This is a genomic window from Stenotrophomonas sp. STEN009, assembly GCF_056760395.1.
Genome location: NZ_JBRRES010000057.1, coordinates 1 through 18720, shown reverse-complemented (window position 1 = coordinate 18720; position 18720 = coordinate 1). Strand labels below are relative to the sequence as shown.

Here is an 18720-nt window from a genome sequence, read left to right as displayed (position 1 = left end):
GGCGGGGGGGGGGGGGGGGGGGGGGGGCCCCCCCCCCGCCCCGCGGGGTGGGCCGGGGCCCCCGCGGGGCGCCCCCCCCCCCCCGGGGGGCCGCCCCCCGGCGCCAGCCCAAAAGGGAAGGCCGGCTTGCGCCGGCCTTCCCTGCATCACATCGCGATGCTGCTTACAGCGCCTTGGCGGCGTCCACCACGTGCGCGGCGGTGATGCCGAAGTGCTTGTACAGCTGGTCGGCCGGGGCCGAGGCACCGAAGGTGTCGATACCGATCACCGCACCGTCCAGGCCGACGAACTGGCGCCAGAAACCAGTGACGCCGGCTTCCACCGCCACGCGCTTGCGCACGGCGTTCGGCAGCACCGATTCACGATATGCCGCATCCTGGCGCAGGAACACATCGGTGGACGGCATCGAGACCACGCGGGTCTTGAGGCCGGCCGCGTCCAGCTGGGCTTTCGCTTCCGTGGCCAGCGAGACTTCCGAACCGGTGGCGATCAGGATCACGTCCGGGGTACCGGCGGCGTCGGCCAGCACGTAGCCGCCACGCTCGATCTGCGCGATCTGCTCGGCGCTCCGTGGCTGGTGCGGCAGGTTCTGACGGCTGAACACCAGGCAGCTCGGGCCGTCCTGGCGGGTGATCGCCGCCTTCCAGCTCACCGCCGACTCGACGGCATCGCACGGGCGCCACACGTCGTTGTTCGGGATGTAGCGCAGCGAGGCCAGATGCTCCACCGGCTGGTGGGTCGGACCGTCTTCGCCCAGGCCAATCGAATCGTGGGTGTAGACGTGGATGGCATGGGCCGGGATCAGCGCGCTCATGCGAACGCCGTTGCGGGCGTAATCGCTGAACACCAGGAAGGTGGCATCGAACGGAATGAAGCCGCCATGCAGCGCCAGGCCGTTGGCGATCGCGGTCATGCCGAACTCGCGCACGCCGTAGTACACGTAGTTGGCGTTGGCGTCGTCGCTGGCGACCGAGGTGCTGCCCTTCCACAGGGTCAGGTTGGAGTGCGCCAGGTCGGCCGAGCCGCCGACGATTTCCGGCAGCAGCGGCGCGAAGGCCTCGATGGCCAGCTGCGAGGCCTTGCGCGAGGCGATCGTCGGGCCTTCAGCCGCGACCTTGGCGATGTACGCGTCGGCCTGGGCAACGAAGTCGGCCGGCAGTTCGCCGTGCGAACGACGGGTCAGTTCAGCGGCTTCGGCCGGATACTGGCCCGCATACTTGTCGAACAGCTGTTCCCATTCGGCCTGGCGCAGGGTGCCGGCACCGTTGGCGCGCCAGCCGTCGTAGATGGCCTGCGGGATTTCAAACGGGCCGTACTCCCAGCCCAGCTGCTTGCGGGTGGCTTCCAGCTCGTCCTTGCCCAGCGGGGCACCGTGGCTGGATTCCTTGCCGGCCTTGTTCGGCGAACCAAAGCCGATCGTGGTGCGGCAGCAGATCAGGGTCGGCTTGTCGCTCTGCGACAGCGCGGCCTCGATGCCGGCCTTGATGCTCTCCGGGTCGTGACCATCGACATCGCGGACCACGTTCCAGCCATAGGCCTCGAAACGCTCCGGCGTGTTGTCGGTGAACCAGCCTTCGACGTTGCCATCGATGGAGATGTGGTTGTTGTCCCAGAAGCAGACCAGCTTGTGCAGGCCCCAGGTGCCGGCCAGCGACGCGGCTTCATGCGAGACGCCTTCCATCAGGCAGCCATCGCCCATGAACACCCAGGTGCGATGGTCGACGACCTCCAGTTCCGGACGGTTGAAGCGCTGCGCCAGCAGCTTCTCGGCCAGGGCGAAGCCCACGGCATTGGCGAAACCCTGGCCCAGCGGGCCGGTGGTGGTTTCCACGCCGGGGGTTTCATGGCGCTCCGGGTGACCGGCGGTGTGGCTGCCAAGCTGGCGGAACAGCTTGAGCTGCTCGATCGGCAGGTCGTAACCGCTCAGGTGCAGCAGCGCGTACTGCAGCATCGAGCCGTGGCCGTTGGACAGCACGAAACGGTCGCGGTTGAACCAGTGCGGATTGCTCGGGTTGTGGCGAAGGTAGTCGTTCCAGAGCACTTCGGCGATGTCGGCCATGCCCATGGGCATGCCGGGGTGGCCGGACTTTGCGGTTTCAACCGCATCGGCGGCAAGGAAGCGGATGGCGTTGGCCAACTGGCGACGGGTAGGCTGCGTCATGGTTCTGTCGGAATCGGGAGGCGGCCGCGGACGTGCGGGCGACCTATTGTCCCATAGTCACCGGGTGGGGGTCAGTTCCACTTGCCCGGTCGTGCGGGCGCTGGCCGGCAACGTCGTGATCTCCGCCGGATTCCGCATGTGAAAAGGGGTCGGAGCCCTTTCCGTGCGGAAAGGAATCCGACCCCGATCAGGTCGCCAGGACTCAGTCGCGGTCGGGAACCAGCGCCGGGCCGTCGTGGCCCTCGCCCTTGGCCACCAGGGTGGTCAGCGCCAGATCGCCGGTCACGTTCAGCGCCGTGCGGCACATGTCCAGGAAATGGTTCACGCCCAGGATCAGGCCGATCCCCAGCGGGTTGACCCCCACCATGGCGCAGATCATCGCCACCACCGGCAGCGAACCCGACGGCACGCCCGCGGTACCGATGCCCCCCAGGATGCACACCGCCATCACCATGATCTGCTGGCCGATGCTCAGGTCCACGCCGAAGAACTGGGCCAGGAAGATCACCGTCACGCCCTCGAACAGCGCCGTGCCGTTCTGGTTGGCGGTGGCGCCCACGGTCAGCACGAAGCGGGACACGCGCTGCGGCAGGCCCATCTGGTCGGCCACGCGCAGCGCGGTCGGCAGGGTGGCGTTGCTGGAGGCGGTGGAGAAGGCCATCACCGTCGCTTCCTGGGTATCGCGGAAGAACGACAGCGGCGAACGGCCCGACAGCCACACGGCGGCGCCGTAGGTCACCACCATGTGCAGGCCCAGTGCCAGCACCACCACGCCCACGTAGGCGCCCAGGCGGATGATCAGCTCGAAACCGAACAGCGCGGCCAGGTTGAACATGAAGCAGGCCACCGCATACGGTGCCAGGCGGATGACCAGGTTGATCAGGGTCATCGAGATTTCGAACACGCCTTCGATGGCGCGGCGCAGCGGGGCGACCTTCTCGTCATCGGTCAGCACCATGCCGATGCCGAACATCAGCGCGAAGAACATCAGCGAGAGGATCGCGCCGTTGTCGGAGGCCGCCTGCAGCACGTTGCTCGGCACGATCGACAGCAGCATGTCCATGCCCTTCGGCGTGCCATGGATGCCGGCGACGATCTCCTTGCTGCGCTCGGCGTTCTCCGAGAGCATCAGCGCGGCGGTCTGCGGATCGACGCCGACGCCGGGCTTGAGCAGGTTGACCAGCACCAGGCCGATGGCCACGGCGATGCCGGACAGCAGCACGGTATAGGCCAGCGTCTTCCAGCCGATGCGGCCGAGGGCGCGGATGTCGCCCATCTCCGACACGCCCATGATCAGCGCCGAGAAGATCAACGGCACGATCAGCATGAAGATCAGGTTGAGGAACAGCCCCGATGCAGGCGTGGTGATGTAGTCCATGACCCACTTGGCACCGGTCTGCAGACCATCGACGCTGCCACCCAGGGCGTGCACGGTCAGTCCCAGGATCAGGCCGATCGCGAAGCCGATGCCCATCTTCCAGTGCAGGGGCAACGTCTTCTTGCCGGCGGCAGCTGCTGTCATACGCAGGTTTCCTCGAAAAATGAATGCACTCTAACAAAGCGCGCAAGCGGCGCCGGTTCAGGTTCGGCGCTGCGGATACAGCGGCGCCAGCCCAGTGTCGGTGCCGCGGGCGGTCCCCGACCAGTGTGGTCCGTCACGGAAGGCCTCGCGCAACCGCACACGCAGTGGTGCCGGCTCTCCCTGCCCGCCCCATCGCACCTGCTGGAGGTCCTGCAGCACTCGGCGCTGGATCGGATCACCCAGCCTGGCGATGACCTGCTCCAGCCGCGGTACACCTGCCATCGCGCACAGCTGCGCTTCGACCTGGTCGAAGCCCTCGCCGTCCAGCACCCGGCGCAGTTCGGCGACGCTGCCGCGTCCTTCGCTGGCTTCCGGCCCGGACGGCGGCCCCGGCGGGCGAGTGGCACCGCGCATGGACGGCCCACCGCGTCCGCGCTGCCAGCCCCACAGCAGGGTCAGCAGCCACAGCAGCGCCAGGCCGATCACCGCGGCAATCCAGGGCCAGGGCTGGCTCGGCGTCCCCGAGGCGATCGGATCGGTGGCCGCAATGCGCGTGTCGTCGTCGGGCAGCGCTGCATCGGTGTCGATCGGCGGCGGCGGGGCGGGCGCGGCAGTGCCCGTACCGGCGCTGACCGTCAGTGCCAGGTCCGGCAGTCGTGCCTGCTGCGCGCTGCCGTCGCGCACGTTCCACCATGACACCCTCGGCCCCGGCACCTGCAGCGGACCCGGCTGGCGGGGCACGACGGAGTAACGACGGGTGATCTTCAACCGCGGGGTGCTGCCATTGAAGGTCTCTTCGTACTGCGCCGGTTCGGCGAACACCTGCGCCGCCGTGCCGAGGTCCGGAACCGGAAGGTCGGTGAACTGGGCACGGGTGGCACCTTCGGCGATCGCTTCGACCACGATGGTGGCGGCCTCGCCGGTACGCGCAGTACTCGGCGCGCTGGTATAGCGCAACTGCAGGCCCTGCAACGGCAGCCACGGCTGCGGCGCCTGCACCGGCTGTGCCTGCACCTGCAGCGTGCGGTCGGCGCCGGTGGCGTTCATGCGGCCATCGCCCCCTCCGAAAAAGTCATCGAAGAAGCCGCCTGCGCTGCGGCCGTTGAAGCGCGCGCCGGCCAGGCGCAGTGTCCCGCTGCGCTCGGGAATCAGCAGGAAGCGGCGCTCGACCACGTTGTAGCGGCGTCCATTGACCTGCCTCACGTCGGTGCGGTCGTCGCCCACCCGCTGCAGCGAGGCACCGGCGGGCGTATCCACGATGAGCTCGCCGGAGGCCAGCTGCGAGGCGAAGAACAGGCGCACGACCACGCCAACGCTCTGCTGCACGTAGGGCGTGTCATCGTCGACATCGGTCTGAATGAACGCCATGGCCGCACCGTTGGCAGCGGTGACCGGGGCGGCGGCGTCCACCTGCAACGTCAGCGGTGCGGTCTGCGCAGCACCCACCTGCAGGGCCGGGATCGTCAGCGCGCCACTGCGTCGCGGTGTCAGCGCCACGCCATACAGACTGCGTTGCTGCATGCTGCCGTTGCTCCACTCCACCTGGCGGCTGCTGGTCTGCCCACTGAGATCGAAGTCACCGCGCAGCGGCGTGAAGTCCGGCGCACCGGCATCACTCTGCACGTTGAGGGTGACCGTATCCCCCATCGCGATGCGATCGCGGTCCAGCCATGCCCGCGGCTCTGCCCAGGCCATCAATGGCAGCCACAGCAGCAGCATTGCCGCACACCGGCGTAGGCCGTGCATGTTCATCGCCCTTCCCTCTTCCTGCGTTCGTTTTCCAGCTGGAACTTGGCACGCAGCAACGCGCCCGGATCATCCGGCACGCGCCGCATCCAGGCGTCCACCGCCTGTTGTTCCTCGCGCTGGCGCGGCGTGCGGCCGTCATCGCCCGCCACGGTCGGATCACTCTTCTCCCGGCCCTCGCGCCCCTGTTCGATGGCCTGCTGCATGCGCTGTCGCTGCTGCGCGTCGGCCTCGGCCTGCGCATGGGCGTCCTCGGCCTGGGGCGGTGACGGCGGTCCCTGATCACCACGCTCACCGGGCCGCGGTTGCGGCTGGGCGCCGGCGTCTGAGGGCGGGGGGCGCTGCGAGGGCGCCTGCGGCTGTCCCTGCCCCGACGGCTGGCCCTGCTGTGGCTGGCCCTGCTGATCCTGCGGCGTCGAGGACGGCTTCCGGGGCGGATTCTGCTGTCCCGGGTTCTGCCGCTGGCCACCCGGCGGCTTGCGCTTGCGTGCAGCATCCACAACAGCCCGGTTGGCCACCGCGTCGGCCATCCCCGGGTGCAGGGCCAGTGCGCGATCGTAGGCCGCTATGGCATCGTCGTACTGGCCCTGGCGGGCCAGCACATTGCCGAGGTTGTACCAGCCGGCCGCGGTGTCGAGCCCTTCGAACTGCTGCCGGGCACGTGCGAAGTCACCCTGGCGGTAGGCCTGTACGCCTTCGGCCAGACGCTGATGCTGCACCTGGTCCGCCCGCTTCCACAGCGTGCCCTGCACCGGCCGCGTCTGTGCCTGCGCTTGCGCCTGCGCGCCGTCCGTCCACGGCAACAGGCCGACCGCCAGCACGGCAGCCAGCAGCGCACGCCGTCGGAACGCCAGCAACGCAAGCAGCATCAACGGCGGCAGCAACCAGAAGCCTTCGTCGCGCCATTGGTGACCGGTACCCGGCCGCTGCAGCGCTGTGCCCTCACGGGCATCGAGCACACCCAGCGCGCGCAGGTCGCGCTCATCGGCGGCGATCCGCACATAGCGGCCGCCGCCGGCCGTCGCCACGGCGCGCAGGCGGCCTTCGTCCAGCGCGGCCTGGCGGATCTGGCCGCTGCTGTCGCGGTACGCGGCACCGCCCGGAGTTCCCAGACCCAGCACCGACACCTGCAGCCCCAGGCTGCGGGCCTGCGAAGCAGCGAGTTCGGCCTCATCGTCAGCCTGGTCGGTGACCACCAGGATCTGCCCCTGGGGCGTGCCGGTCTGCCGCATCAGCCGTGTCGCCCAATCGATGCCACGATCGGCACGCTGGCCATCGCGCGGCATGACATCCGGCGACAGCGCGTCCAGATAGAGCGCGACATTGCTGGCATCCTCGGTCAACGGAGCGACGGTATAGGCATCGTCCGCATAGACGATCAGCCCAACCTGGCCACCCTCGCGGGCGCGCAGCAACGTGCCGATCTTGGCCCGCGCCTGCAGCAGGCGCGACGGCGGCAGGTCGGTGGCGGTGATCCGGCTGGACAGGTCCAGCACCACCAGCAACGGTGCGCTGGCCTGGAACATCGGCTGCGCCTGCTGTCGCCAGCTGGGCCCGGCCAGGGCCAGGCACGCCAGCGTCCAGCCCAGCAGCTGCGGCCACGGCAGGCGCATGCGACGGCGCTGCCCCGACGCCAGCAGATGGGGCAGCAGATGGGCATCGACCGCCTGCCGCCATGCATCGCTGCGGCGCTGTCGATACACCGCTACGGCCACGATCAACGGCAGCGCGGCCAACGCCCACAGCCAGTCAGGCCGCAGGAAATGCAGCGCGTTCCAGTCCGGCAGATGGGATGCCAGGGCGATCATCGACGACGCTCCGGCCATGCCCACGCAAGCGCACCGAGCAGCAGCGCCACGCCCAGCGGCCAGGGATAACGCTCATCGCGCGGGCGCAGGGCCGGCCCCTTCGCCGCGATGGGCTCCAGCCGGTCCAGCTCGGCATAGATGCCTGCAAGCTCGGCAGTGTCGCGGGCGCGGAAGAACTGGCCGCCGGTCATCCGGGCGATCTGCCTGAGCGTCGCCTCGTCCACCGGGTCCTGGTCGGCGGAAATCGGAATTCCGAGAAAGCGCATGCTGCCATCGCCGCCAAAGGCGACGGTGTGGATGCGCACGCCCTCGGCACGCGCTACCTCCGCCGCACGCAGCGGTTCCAGCACGCCTGCATTGCTGACGCCATCGGTGAGCAGGATCAGCACACGCTGGCCCTCGGGCTGGCCGCGCAGGCGCTTGACTGCAAGGCCGATGGCATCGCCGATGGCGGTCTCGCGCCCGGCCAGGCCGACCACGCTGTCGCGCAGCTGGTCGCGGACGCTGGCCAGGTCGGCAGTGAGCGGGGTCAGCGTATAGGCCCGATCACCAAAGATCAGCAGGCCGATGCGATCGCCTGCACGACGGTCAAGAAAGTCGGCCAGCACGGCCTTGGCGGCGGTCAGCCGATCGACGGCCTGACCGCCGAGCACCATGTCGGCCTCGCCCATGCTGCCGGACACGTCCATCGCCAGCATCATCTGGCGCCCCTGCAGCGGCGGTGTGATCGCCTCGCCCAACTGCTGCGGCCGCGCCAGCGCCACGCACAGCGCGATCCAGCCCAGCCACAGCAGCAGCGCACGCCACCTGTGCGCATCGATACGGCCTGCTCCGGCCAGGGCCTCCAGTTCGGTCGCGGCATAGGGCACGCGCAGCGCAGCGCCGGGGGCGGCACGGCGCTTCCAGGCCAGCATCAGCAACGGCAACGGCACCGCCAACAGCGCCAATGGCCAGGCCAGCTGCAGGTCCGGCCAGGGCCAGTAACTCGCCAGCGCACTCATCGGCGCCGCTCCTGCAGCATCGCCAGGTAACGTCCGCGTGCCCAGCGGCGCAGCACTGCGACATCGGCCGCATCCACCTGCGGCCGGTACGCGCCCTCGGCAAGCAGATCGCGCTGCGCCGCCGGCAACGTCGCCTGCGGATCCACCCGCTGCCACCAGGCGTGGTCATGCAACGCTTCGCTGCCCGGCCGTGCCTGACGCGCGGCACGGCGCAGCAGGCCCGCAATGGCCGCCACCTCAGCGGCGGCATCGGTCGCGCCCGCCAGCTCGCGATCAAACGCCTGCAACCAGCGCTGCTGATGCCGACGGCGACGCCACCACAGCAGGGCGAGGATCAGCAGCGCCAGCAGCAGAACCGCCCCGATCATCAGATAGCCGGGGGCCGGTGGCCACCACGACGGTGCCGGTGGCAGCTGCACATCGCGCAGGGGCAGCGCTGCGCTCATGCGGGTACCTCGGTAGGCGCCGGCGCCAGCCAGGCATCGCTGGCCGCATCACTGCTCAGTACCTGCACATCGATGCGGCGTGCCCCCAGCTGGCGCTGCAGTTCCTGCAGCGGTTCAACGAAATGCGCATGCCACTGCGCCTGCACGTCGCCGCGGCGCAGGTCCAGTCCGATGCGCTGCTGGGCGGCAAGGAACTGCAGGGGCGCCGACGGTGGCTGCAGCTCCAGCGGATCGACCAGCAGCACCAGGCTGAGGTCGTGATGCTGGGCCAGCGCTCCCCATCGCGCCGGCGCAATGCGGATGGCCTGCTGCGGGTCGGCCAGCACCAGCAGCCGTGCACCCGGACGCAGAACGCGCGCCGCGTGGTCCAGCGCGCGCTCCAGACCCAGATCATCGGCCGGAGGTTGCGCATACCAGCGCGTCAGCGCGTCGAGCACGCGCAGCACGCCACGTGGTCCGCCGGCTGGCGCTACCGGCGCTTCGCGGTCACTGCCGCGCAGCGCACCGATGCGGTCGCCGCGGCGCTGCGCCGACCAGGCGGCGACTGCACCGGCACGCGCAGCCTGCACCGACTTGAAACGCACGCGGGTGCCGAAGTACAGCGCGGGTGAGGTATCGGCCACGATCAGACTGACCCGTTCGCGTTCGGCCTGGAACAGCTTGGTATGGGCACGACCGGTGCGCGCGGTCACGCGCCAGTCGATATGACGGGCATCGTCACCGGCGACGTACTCGCGCGATTCCGCGTACTCCATGCCGCGCCCGCGCAGCGGCGACGGTGCCTGCCCCGCATTGCCGGCGCGGCCGCGACGGGGCGGCGGCGGACGCTGGGCCAGACGGCGCAGCGCCACCAGCTCGGCCAGCTGCGGGCGCAGTCCATCGCCTTCGCTGGCGGACACTCCATGCTCCTGGGATGTATCGGTCATGCGCAGGCTCAGGGTGCCGGCACCCGGGCCAGCAGTTCCTGCACCAGCCGTTCGCCATCCCAGCCTTCGGCGGTCGCCTCGTAGCTCGGCAGCACGCGGTGGCGCAGCACGTCCGCAGCCACCGCACGCACGTCATCAGGGGTGACGAAGTCACGGCCGGCCAACCATGCGCGCGCACGCGCGCAACGCTCCAGCGCGATCGAACCGCGCGGGCTTGCGCCCCACGCGATGCGACGGCCCAGCGCGGGGTCGTAGCGGGCCGGATCGCGGGAGGCCAGCACCAGCTCCACCAGGTAGCGTTCCAGGGCCGGTGCCATGTGCAGGTCCAGTACCTGGCGACGCGCCTGGAAGACATCCTGCATCGGCATTTTCTCCGGGGCCGCCGGGGCTTCACCCAGCGCGCCGCGCGCACGTTCGCGCGCCAGCCGCAGGATTTCCGCCTCGGCCGTCTGGTCCGGATACCCGATGCGCACATGCATCAGGAAGCGGTCCAGCTGCGCTTCGGGCAACGGGAACGTGCCCTCCTGCTCGATCGGGTTCTGCGTGGCCATCACCAGGAACAACGAGGGCAACGCATAGGTGTGGCGACCCACGGTGACCTGGCGCTCGCCCATCGCTTCCAGCAGCGCCGACTGCACCTTGGCCGGTGCACGATTGATTTCATCGGCCAGCAGGATCGGATGGAAGATCGGGCCCGGCACGAATTCGAAACGGCCTTCCTGCGGGCGCCAGATCTCGGTACCGGTCAGATCGGCAGGCAACAGGTCCGGGGTGAACTGCACGCGCGCGAAATCGGCCTCCAGGCGCGCTGCCAGGGCGCGGATGGCGGTGGTCTTGGCCAACCCGGGCGCGCCCTCCACGAGCAGATGGCCATCGGCCAGCAGCGCGATCAGCAGGCGCTCGACCAGGGCGGCCTGGCCGACGATCTCGGCCGACAGCGCCTCGCGCAACGTGTTGAACGCCGCGTGCAGGCGGGACGTGGCCGGCGTGGCAGCCGGCATTGCAGATTCGGGCATCGGCGGGGGCAGGTTCATGAGGGCCTTTGACCGGCACAGGACGGCACGGGTTCCCGACATCATCGCAGGGTGCCCCGGCGATGGCATCAAGAGACGCTGAACAGCGTCCACGCCCTGCGTGGCTGCATGGCCGCAACGCAGACGGGGCCGCACATGGCGGCCCCGTTTCGCACCTGCTGCAGGCGGTGGATCAGTTCTGCTTGGCCACGCGCAGCACCTTCGGCGTCACGAACACCAGCAGCTCGGCCTTGTCCTTGTTGCGACCGCGCTTCTTGAACAGATTGCCCAGGAACGGCACATCGCCCAGGAACGGCACCTTGCTGATGCTGTTGCGATCGGTGAACTCGTACACACCGCCGATCACCACGGTCTGGCCGTCCTCGACCAGCACCGCGGTATTGACTTCGCGGCGGTTGATCGACGGCACCGTACCGTAGCCCTGCAGTTCGATCAGGCGATCGACTTCATCCTTCTTGACCTGCATGTTCAGGAACACGCGGTTGTCATTGGTGATCGTCGGGGTCACCCGCAGCTCCAGCACGACTTCCTTGAACTGCACGTTCGGCGTCGAACCCGCGCCCCCGGCGGCACCGGTACCGCTGATGGTGACGTAGCCGATCTCCTTGCCCTGCTTGATCATCGCCTCGCGCTGGTTGGTGGTGACCACGCGCGGATTGGAGATCACTTCGCCACGCGATTCCTCCTGCATGGCCGACAACTCGACATCCAGCAGGTAGCCCGCGTTGAGGATCGACAGCGCCAGCGAACCCGGGTTGTTGGCCAGGGCCACCGGCAGGTTCCAGTTCAGGCCACGCTCGATGGTCGAGCCGGTCGGCACCGGTGCCGGACCGACACTGCCACCGGCCTGCCACTCACGCACGGCCTTGGCATTTTCCAGCGCGGTATCGACCTGCGATTTGCGGGTCTTGGCGTTGGCGTCGAGGCTGCCGCTGAAGTAGACATTGTCGCGGCTGCCGCTGATGCCGAACTTCGCACCCAGTTCGCGGGCGAAGGTGTCGGTGGCGATCACGATGCGGCTTTCGATCAGCACCTGGTCCACTGGACGATCGATCACCCCGATCAGTTCGCGCATGCGTGCGATCTTCTTGGGGATGTCGCTGATCATCAGCGTGTTGGTGCGCTCGTCGGCAACGATGCGGCCGCGCGTGGACAGGAACCCGCTTTCCTCCTGCGACGAGGAACCGCCACTTCCACCACCACCACCGCCGCCGATGCCCTTGGCCTCGGTCAGCGCTTTGAAGATCTGCGTGGCGCTGTGGTAGTTGATCTGCACGTAATCGGTCACCAGGTCTTCGCGGTTCTCGATGGCGATGCGGGCGTCTTCCTTCTCCTGCTCGAACTTGGCCAGCTCGGCCTGCGGCGCGACCCAGATCACGCTGCCATCGCGACGCTTGTCCAGGCCCTTCGCGCGCAGCACGATGTCCAGCGCCTGGTCCCACGGAACGTTGACCAGGCGCAGGGTCACGTTGCCCTGCACCGAATCGGACGCCACGACATTGAGGTTGGATTCTTCGGCGATCAACTGCAGCACCGTGCGCACCGGCACGTCCTGGAAGTTGAAGGTGACCGGCTTGCCCGAGTAGCCACGCTGGCCGACGGCCTTCGCCGCCTGGGTGACCGTACCGGCGTTGACCGCACCGACGGCGGCGGGCGCCTGTCGCGGACTGATCTCGACCACGTATTCGTTGCCGCTCTGGTAGGCCAGCGACTCCACCGTACCCGCCGTGCTCAGCACCAGCTGGGTCCCGGCGCCCGATGGCTTGGCATCGATGCGCTGCACGGGCGTGGCAAAGTCGACCACGTTCATCGGCTTCTGCAGGTTGGCCGGCAGGCGCGCGTTGCCCACGTCGACCACGACGTTGCTGCCCTGCGTGCGCAGGTCGGGAATCGCGCCCTGGCCGTCGAACTGCAGGATCAGGCGGCCGACGCCGTCATCGCCGCGCTTGAAATCGATCTTGGACACCGACAGGCCAGTTGTCGCCGGGGCCGAAGGGGCCACCGCGGTGCTGGCCGGTTTCTCCGCCGGTGCGGCGGCCAGCGCCGGAGCGCAGGCCAGCATCAGCGCGACTCCCAGCGCGCTGACACGGTTCAAGGTAGAGCGCCGGATGGGACGCAGCCCCTTGGCTTGGTGAAAGGTCATCGTGCTATCCCCAGTAAACGATCATTGATCTTCCAGCGCGAGCGTCGCTGGCCGTTCCAGCCAACCACCCGCGCCATCCGGCACCAGTTCGATCAGTTCAACGCGGTCCTCGAAGACCGCGGTGACCCGCCCGTCGCTCTGCCCCAGGTAGCCGCCCGGGCGGACCCGGTAGGTGACCTTGTCCGGCCCCATCACCAGCGCGACGGTGCTGCCGCCGGTGCCGATGGTGCCGACCATGTCCAGTGCGTCCAGCGGGAAGCCCTCCAGGGGCTCCTTGCGCCGGTTCGGGTCCGGTCGCAATCCGCCGTTCCCCTGCTGCGGATTGGTCCAGGCATCGGTGAACGGATCGCGCATGCCCTGCGCGGAGTATTCGAAGGTCTCGAACTGCTGCATCACCGGCAGCGGCTCCAGCGGCTGCGCCGGTCGCGCACGCTCGCCCTCCACCCACTTCTCCAGGTTCGGCGCATCGCCCGGCGTGCTGGTCACGCCGCGGCCACAGCCGGCCAGCAGCAGGACCGCCAGCACCATCGACCCGCGTACGATCTGTGCGCGCATCACTTCCCGCCCTCCTTGCCGGCGTCAGCGCTCTGCTGCGCCTGCACTTCGGCTTCGTCCAGATACCGGTAGGTCTTGACCGTGCCGGACAGCTCCAGCGCACCTGCGCGGACGTTGCCGCTGGTCTTGTCCTTGGGCTTGAGGTTGATGTCGTGCATGGTCAGGATGACCACCCGCGGCAACGAAGCCACGCCGCTGACGAACGCACCGAACTGGTGGTAGCTGCCCACCATCCGCAGCTTGATCGGCTTCTCGGCGTAGAACTCCTTGATCTGCTCGGACTCGGGTTCGAACAGCTCGTTGGACAGGCCGCTGGACAACGCGGTCTGCGAGATGTCGATGATCAGGTCCGGCATTTCGGTCCTGCTCGGCAGCTGCCGCAGCATCTGCTGCAGCACCTGCTCCATCTGTGCCAGCTGCTGCTTCAGCGGCGCCAGGTTCACCGCACGTTCCTGCTGCTTGGTGAACTCGGTGCGCAGCTCGGTCTCCTGCCGCTCCAGGCCCTCCAGTTCCTCGCGCTTGCCACTGATCAGCAGCATCCACGCCACGAACATGATGACCAGCGCCAGCAGCGCGCAGAAGACGATCTTGGCCTTCTGCGGCCAGTTGCCGATGTCGTTGAAATCCAGGTTCTTGAGATCGATCTTCTGGCTCATGCGCGATCCCCCTGCAACGGGGCGTGGAAGGCCTGCGGCGGCTGTGCCAGGCGGCTGCCCTCCGGCTTGGCCGGCGCAGCGGCCGGCGGGGCCGTTGCCGGGGGCGGCGTGGTGGCGGGTGCGGGTGCGGTGGCCGGTGCGGCGGGCGCGGCGGCTTCGGGCGCGGCCGACAGCGGTGCGACCGGTTCGGCGGCTGCGGCCGGTGCCACGGTGCCATCGGCATTCAGGCCCGGCGGCGCGGTGGCCTCCTCGCTCTGCGCCGGCAGCTTCACCTTGACCACGAACACATACGGCAGCGCCTTGATGTCCGATACCGGGCCCGGGCGACCGTCCTTGTCCTTGTCCGGCTCACGCGCCTCGATGATCGACAGCTCCGGACTGGCCATCCAGCCGGACGTCTCCAGGTTGCGCATGTACGCCGAAACGCGGGCGTTGGACTGGGTGCGGCCTTCCAGGGTAAGGGTGTCCCCTTCCTGCTTCAGGGCGGTCAGCACGACGCCATCGGGAATGGTGCGCACCAGCGCGTCGAACAGGTGGACCATCTGCGAGCGCTTGGCCTGCAGTTCCTCGATCACCTTCTTGCGCGCCAGCAGCCGCTCCTTCTGCGCGTCGAGGCGGTCGATCTCCTTGTTCTGCTCCTTGACCTTGTCGATCTCGGCCTGCAGGTAGGCATTGCGGTCCATCTGGCCGCTGACCTGGCGGTCGTAGTAGAACCAGATCATCAGCGACAGCAGCAGGCCACCCACGGCGGCCATGCCCAGCATTGCGTAGAACTCGCGCTGGCGTTGCTTGCGCCGTTCGGCGCGCCAGGGCAACAGGTTGATGCGTGCCATCAGTCGAAGCTCCTCAGCGCCAGACCGGTCGCGATCATCAGCGCGGGAGCATCCTGGGCCAGCGCATGCGCGTTCACCTTCGGTCCCAGCGTCATCTGCGCCAGCGGATTGGCGACCACGGTCGGCACACCCAGCTGCTCCTCGACCATTTCCGGCAGGCCCCCAAGAACCGCGCAGCCTCCGGCCAGCACGATATGATCGACACGATTGAATTCGCTGCCGGCGTAGAAGAACTGCAACAGGCGGCTGATCTGCTGGACCGTGGCTTCCTTGAACGGCTCCAGCACTTCCATCTCGTAGCTTTCCGGCAGCCCGCCCTGGCGCTTGGCCAGGCCGGCTTCCTCGTAGCTCAGGCCGTAGCGGCGCATGATCTCGTCGGTCAGCTGCTTGCCGCCGAACACCTGTTCGCGGCTGTACAGGCTGCGCCCGCCGCGCAGGACGTTCAGGGTGGTCATCGTGGCGCCGATGTCGACCAGCGCGACCACGCCGTCGGTGGACACCGGCAGCTCACTGGCAACCAGGGCGAAGGCGTTCTCGACCGCGAAGGCCTCCACGTCCATCACCTTGGCCTGCAGGCCGCCGAGTTCCAGCGCCGACTGGCGCAGTTCCACATTCTCGGACCGCGACGCGGCCAGCAGCACCTGGACCATCTCCGGGTTGTTCGGGATCACCCCGATCACCTCGAAGTCCAGGTTCACTTCCTCGATCGGATAGGGAATGTAGTTGACCGCTTCCAGCTCGATCTGCGCTTCCATGTCGTTCTCGTCGAGCTCGGCCGGCATCGGGATCACCTTGGTGATCACGGCCGAGCCGGCCACGGCGGCGGCGGCCTGCTTCGCCTTGCTGCCGGAACGGTTCAACGCCCGGCGGATGGCCTCACCCACGGCCTCCACCTCGACGATGTTCTTCTCCACGACCGCATTCGGCGGCAGTGGTTCCACGGCGTAATGTTCCACACGGAAACGATTGCCACTGCGGGAAAGCTGCAACAGCTTTACCGCAGTCGAACTGATGTCGACGCCAATAAGCGGCGACTGACTTTTTGGGATGAGCCCCACGGTTTCTCCCCTGCCGACGGGCACTTGGACGCAAGAACTGCGACCGCGCATTAATAACGTATTCTTAGCAAATGGCAACCGCCCTGCTGTGAATTCCCTCACAGGTTCACGATGCAGCCCCTGGCGTTTCCCCTTGCGCTCCCCGGTGCCGACCCCAGCCGCCACCTTGCGTAATCTATACTCTGCGACCACGAAATTCGCAATCGGAATCTGAACCCGATGACTCGACTCCGCCGCTGGCTGCGCTGGATCTTCCTGATTGTCCTGGTCCTGGCGCTGATCGGTGCGGCCGCTGTGGGCGGTCTCTACTACGCTGTGTCCTCCAAGCTCCCCGACGTGCAGACCCTGCGCGACGTGGAGATGCAGGAGCCGATGTACGTCTATGCCGCCGACGGCAAGCTGATGGCGGTGTTCGGCGAGACCCGGCGCACCCCGGTCACCATGAAGGACGTGCCGGAGAAGCTCAAGCAGGCTTTCCTGGCCACCGAGGACGCCCGCTTCTATGAACATGGCGGCGTGGACTACAAGGGCATCGCCCGCGCGGTGTGGCTGCTGGCCACCACCAACGACAAGCGCGTGCCCGGCGGGTCCACCATCACCCAGCAGGTGGCCCGCCAGTTCTTCCTCAGTTCCGAGTACAGCTACACCCGCAAGCTGGCCGAGATCCTGCTGGCCCGCAAGATCGAGTCCGAGCTGAGCAAGGACGAGATCTTCGAGCTGTACCTGAACAAGAGCTTCTTCGGCAACCGTGCCTACGGTGTGGCCGCGGCAGCGGAGTTCTACTACGGCAAGAAGCTGGCCGAGCTGGACCTGGATGAGATGGCCTCGCTGGCCGGCATCCCGAAGTTCCCCTCCTCCGGCAACCCGATCTCCAACCCGGAACGCGCCCGCCAGCGCCGCGACAACTATGTGCTGCAGCGCATGGCCGATCTGAAGTTCGTCAGCCAGGCCGAGGCCGATGCGGCCAAGGCCGTGCCGATGCATGCCACCGCGCATGAGCCGCCGGTGCAGGTCGAGGCGCCCTACGTGGCCGAACTGGTGCGCCAGGAGATGATCGCGCGCTTCGGCGGCGATGTGGTCAACAAGGGATACCACGTCACCACCACCATCGATTCGACCCTGCAGACCGCGGCCAACCTGTCGGTGCGTGACGGCCTGCTGCTGTATGACCACCGCCACGGCTGGCACGGCGTGGAGAAGCAGGTGCAGCTGGGGGCCGACGACGATGCCGCAGCTCTGGCCGAACATCTGCGCGGCATCCCGGCGCAGGCAGGCCTGCTGCCGGCGATCGTTGCCAGCGCCGGTGCCGATGGCAGCGCCACGGTGGTGCTGGCCAACCGCAGCGAGATCGTGCTGCCGGCCGGTGCCGCCCGGTGGACCAACAAGACCCCCGGCAAGCTGGTGCAGCGCGGCGACATCGTGCGTGTGCGCGCCGGCGACAAGGAGGGCGAGTGGCTGCTGGACCAGATCCCGCGCGGTCAGTCCGCGCTGGTCTCGCTGGATGCCCACAGCGGTGCGCTGAAGGCGCTGGTCGGCGGTTTCAGCTTCTCCGGCAACAAGTTCAACCGCGCCACCCAGGCCCGTCGCCAGCCCGGTTCGAGCTTCAAGCCGTTCGTCTATGCCGCAGCGTTCGACAAGGGTTACAACCCGGCTTCGATCGTGCTTGATGCCCCGGTCGTGTTCCGCGACCGCCGCGGCAAGACCTGGGCACCGCAGAACGATGGCGGTGGCTTCCGCGGCCCGATGCGCCTGCGCGAAGCCCTGGTGCAGTCGCGCAACCTGGTCTCGGTACGCCTGCTCGACGGCATGGGCGTGGACTACGCCCGCAAGTACATCAGCGAGTTCGGCTTCGCCGAATCGGAGCTGCCGCCGAACCTGTCGATGTCGCTCGGCACCGCCTCGCTGACCCCGCTGTCGGTGGCCCGTGGCTATGCCGTGTTCGCCAACGGCGGCTCGCGCGTGGACACCTGGCTGATCGATCAGGTGAACGACCGCGACGGCAACCTGGTGTTCAAGGAAAACCCGGCACTGGCCTGCCGCGACTGTGCCGGCAGCAGCGACCAGCCGGTCAGCCAGGTCGTGGACGGCTTCAACTTCGGTGCCCCGGCCCCCACGCCGGACCCGGCCGCCGCCAAGGCGCAGGCCACCACCGAAACCGCTGCCGCACCGGTCAACCCGGATGCGCGCACCGCGCCGCGCGCGATCGATGCACGCACCGCCTACCAGCTGGTGTCGATGATGCGCGATGTGGTCCAGCGCGGTACCGGTACCCAGGCCAAGGTGCTCGGCCGCGAGGACGTGGGCGGCAAGACCGGCTCCACCAACGACCACCGCGATGCCTGGTTCTCCGGCTTCGGCGGCCCGTATGTGACCACCGTGTGGGTGGGCCGCGATGACTTCCGTTCGCTGGGTTACCGCGAATACGGTGGCAAGGCAGCGCTGCCGATCTGGATCGAGTACATGCGCACCGCGCTGAAGGACACGCCGATCGCGCAGAACGACCCGCCCGGCGGCATGGTGCAGACCACGCTCAACGGCGCGACCGAGTGGGTCAAGGTGGAGGACATGGATCGCCTGACGGACTACGACCTCAACCTCAATACCCCGCAGGCCGACGCGGCTGCGTTCGATATCTTCTGACGCGCGCCGCGGGCGTCACCCTGGGCCCCCCCCCCGGCCCCCGCGGCCGCCCCCCCCCCCCCCCCGGGGGCCCGCCCCCCCCCCCCCCGGGCCGGCGTTCCCCCCCCCCCGGGGGCCCCCGCCCGGGACCCATCCCACCTCAGCCGCGCGGTTCGTCCGGCCGCCGGAACGGGATGACCACGTAATCCTGC

14 protein-coding genes are annotated in these 18720 nt (G+C 68.5%); 1 reads left to right on the top strand and 13 read right to left on the bottom strand.

The genetic code is table 11. From position 1 onward, the window contains the following. Window positions 1-163 precede the first annotated feature (163 nt). The 13 genes from tkt to ACVOMM_RS17900 all read right to left on the bottom strand — a co-directional run bounded on the left by tkt (window position 164) and on the right by ACVOMM_RS17900 (window position 15889). On the bottom strand, window positions 164-2161 hold the full coding sequence (gene tkt / locus ACVOMM_RS17960) for a transketolase (protein ID WP_065181670.1): 1998 nt from the start codon (window positions 2159-2161) through the stop codon (window positions 164-166). Window positions 2162-2363: 202 nt separating this feature from the next. After that, entirely contained in the window at window positions 2364-3683 is a 1320-nt protein-coding gene (locus tag ACVOMM_RS17955; protein ID WP_053518469.1) for a dicarboxylate/amino acid:cation symporter, read from the bottom strand. A gap of 57 nt (window positions 3684-3740) precedes the next feature. Then, a complete protein-coding gene (locus ACVOMM_RS17950) occupies window positions 3741-5435 on the bottom strand; it encodes a BatD family protein (protein ID WP_346480390.1) in 1695 nt (564 codons plus the stop codon). Continuing rightward, a complete protein-coding gene (locus ACVOMM_RS17945) occupies window positions 5432-7237 on the bottom strand; it encodes a tetratricopeptide repeat protein (protein WP_481526587.1) in 1806 nt (601 codons plus the stop codon). Before ACVOMM_RS17945 ends, ACVOMM_RS17950 begins: the two co-directional genes overlap by 4 nt. After that, entirely contained in the window at window positions 7234-8238 is a 1005-nt protein-coding gene (locus ACVOMM_RS17940) for a vWA domain-containing protein (protein WP_481526586.1), read from the bottom strand. Before ACVOMM_RS17940 ends, ACVOMM_RS17945 begins: the two co-directional genes overlap by 4 nt. Beyond that, window positions 8235-8684, bottom strand: coding sequence for a DUF4381 family protein (locus ACVOMM_RS17935; protein WP_481526585.1), 450 nt, complete (start codon window positions 8682-8684; stop codon window positions 8235-8237). Before ACVOMM_RS17935 ends, ACVOMM_RS17940 begins: the two co-directional genes overlap by 4 nt. Beyond that, the gene (locus ACVOMM_RS17930; protein WP_053518463.1) at window positions 8681-9610 is read right to left on the bottom strand and encodes a DUF58 domain-containing protein; all 930 of its coding nucleotides are present in this window, start codon (window positions 9608-9610) and stop codon (window positions 8681-8683) included. Before ACVOMM_RS17930 ends, ACVOMM_RS17935 begins: the two co-directional genes overlap by 4 nt. A gap of 8 nt (window positions 9611-9618) precedes the next feature. Next, a complete protein-coding gene (locus tag ACVOMM_RS17925; RefSeq protein WP_180875905.1) occupies window positions 9619-10644 on the bottom strand; it encodes an AAA family ATPase in 1026 nt (341 codons plus the stop codon). A gap of 172 nt (window positions 10645-10816) precedes the next feature. Next, entirely contained in the window at window positions 10817-12787 is a 1971-nt protein-coding gene (locus tag ACVOMM_RS17920; RefSeq protein WP_053518459.1) for a type IV pilus secretin PilQ, read from the bottom strand. Window positions 12788-12808: 21 nt separating this feature from the next. After that, window positions 12809-13342 (bottom strand): pilus assembly protein PilP, encoded by a 534-nt coding sequence (locus ACVOMM_RS17915; RefSeq protein ID WP_053518457.1) that lies wholly within the window; start codon window positions 13340-13342, stop codon window positions 12809-12811. Next, entirely contained in the window at window positions 13342-13998 is a 657-nt protein-coding gene (locus ACVOMM_RS17910; RefSeq protein ID WP_180875904.1) for a type IV pilus inner membrane component PilO, read from the bottom strand. Before ACVOMM_RS17910 ends, ACVOMM_RS17915 begins: the two co-directional genes overlap by 1 nt. Next, window positions 13995-14831, bottom strand: coding sequence for a PilN domain-containing protein (locus ACVOMM_RS17905; RefSeq protein ID WP_180875903.1), 837 nt, complete (start codon window positions 14829-14831; stop codon window positions 13995-13997). The genes ACVOMM_RS17910 and ACVOMM_RS17905 overlap by 4 nt, the downstream gene beginning before the upstream one ends. Next, window positions 14831-15889, bottom strand: a complete 1059-nt coding sequence (locus tag ACVOMM_RS17900; protein ID WP_053518451.1) for a pilus assembly protein PilM — start codon at window positions 15887-15889, stop codon at window positions 14831-14833. Before ACVOMM_RS17900 ends, ACVOMM_RS17905 begins: the two co-directional genes overlap by 1 nt. 219 nt (window positions 15890-16108) lie before the next feature. Here ACVOMM_RS17900 and ACVOMM_RS17895 point away from each other — a divergent pair, with 219 nt between their 5' ends. Next, the gene (locus ACVOMM_RS17895; RefSeq protein ID WP_481526584.1) at window positions 16109-18529 is read left to right on the top strand and encodes a penicillin-binding protein 1A; all 2421 of its coding nucleotides are present in this window, start codon (window positions 16109-16111) and stop codon (window positions 18527-18529) included. Window positions 18530-18720 lie beyond the last annotated feature (191 nt).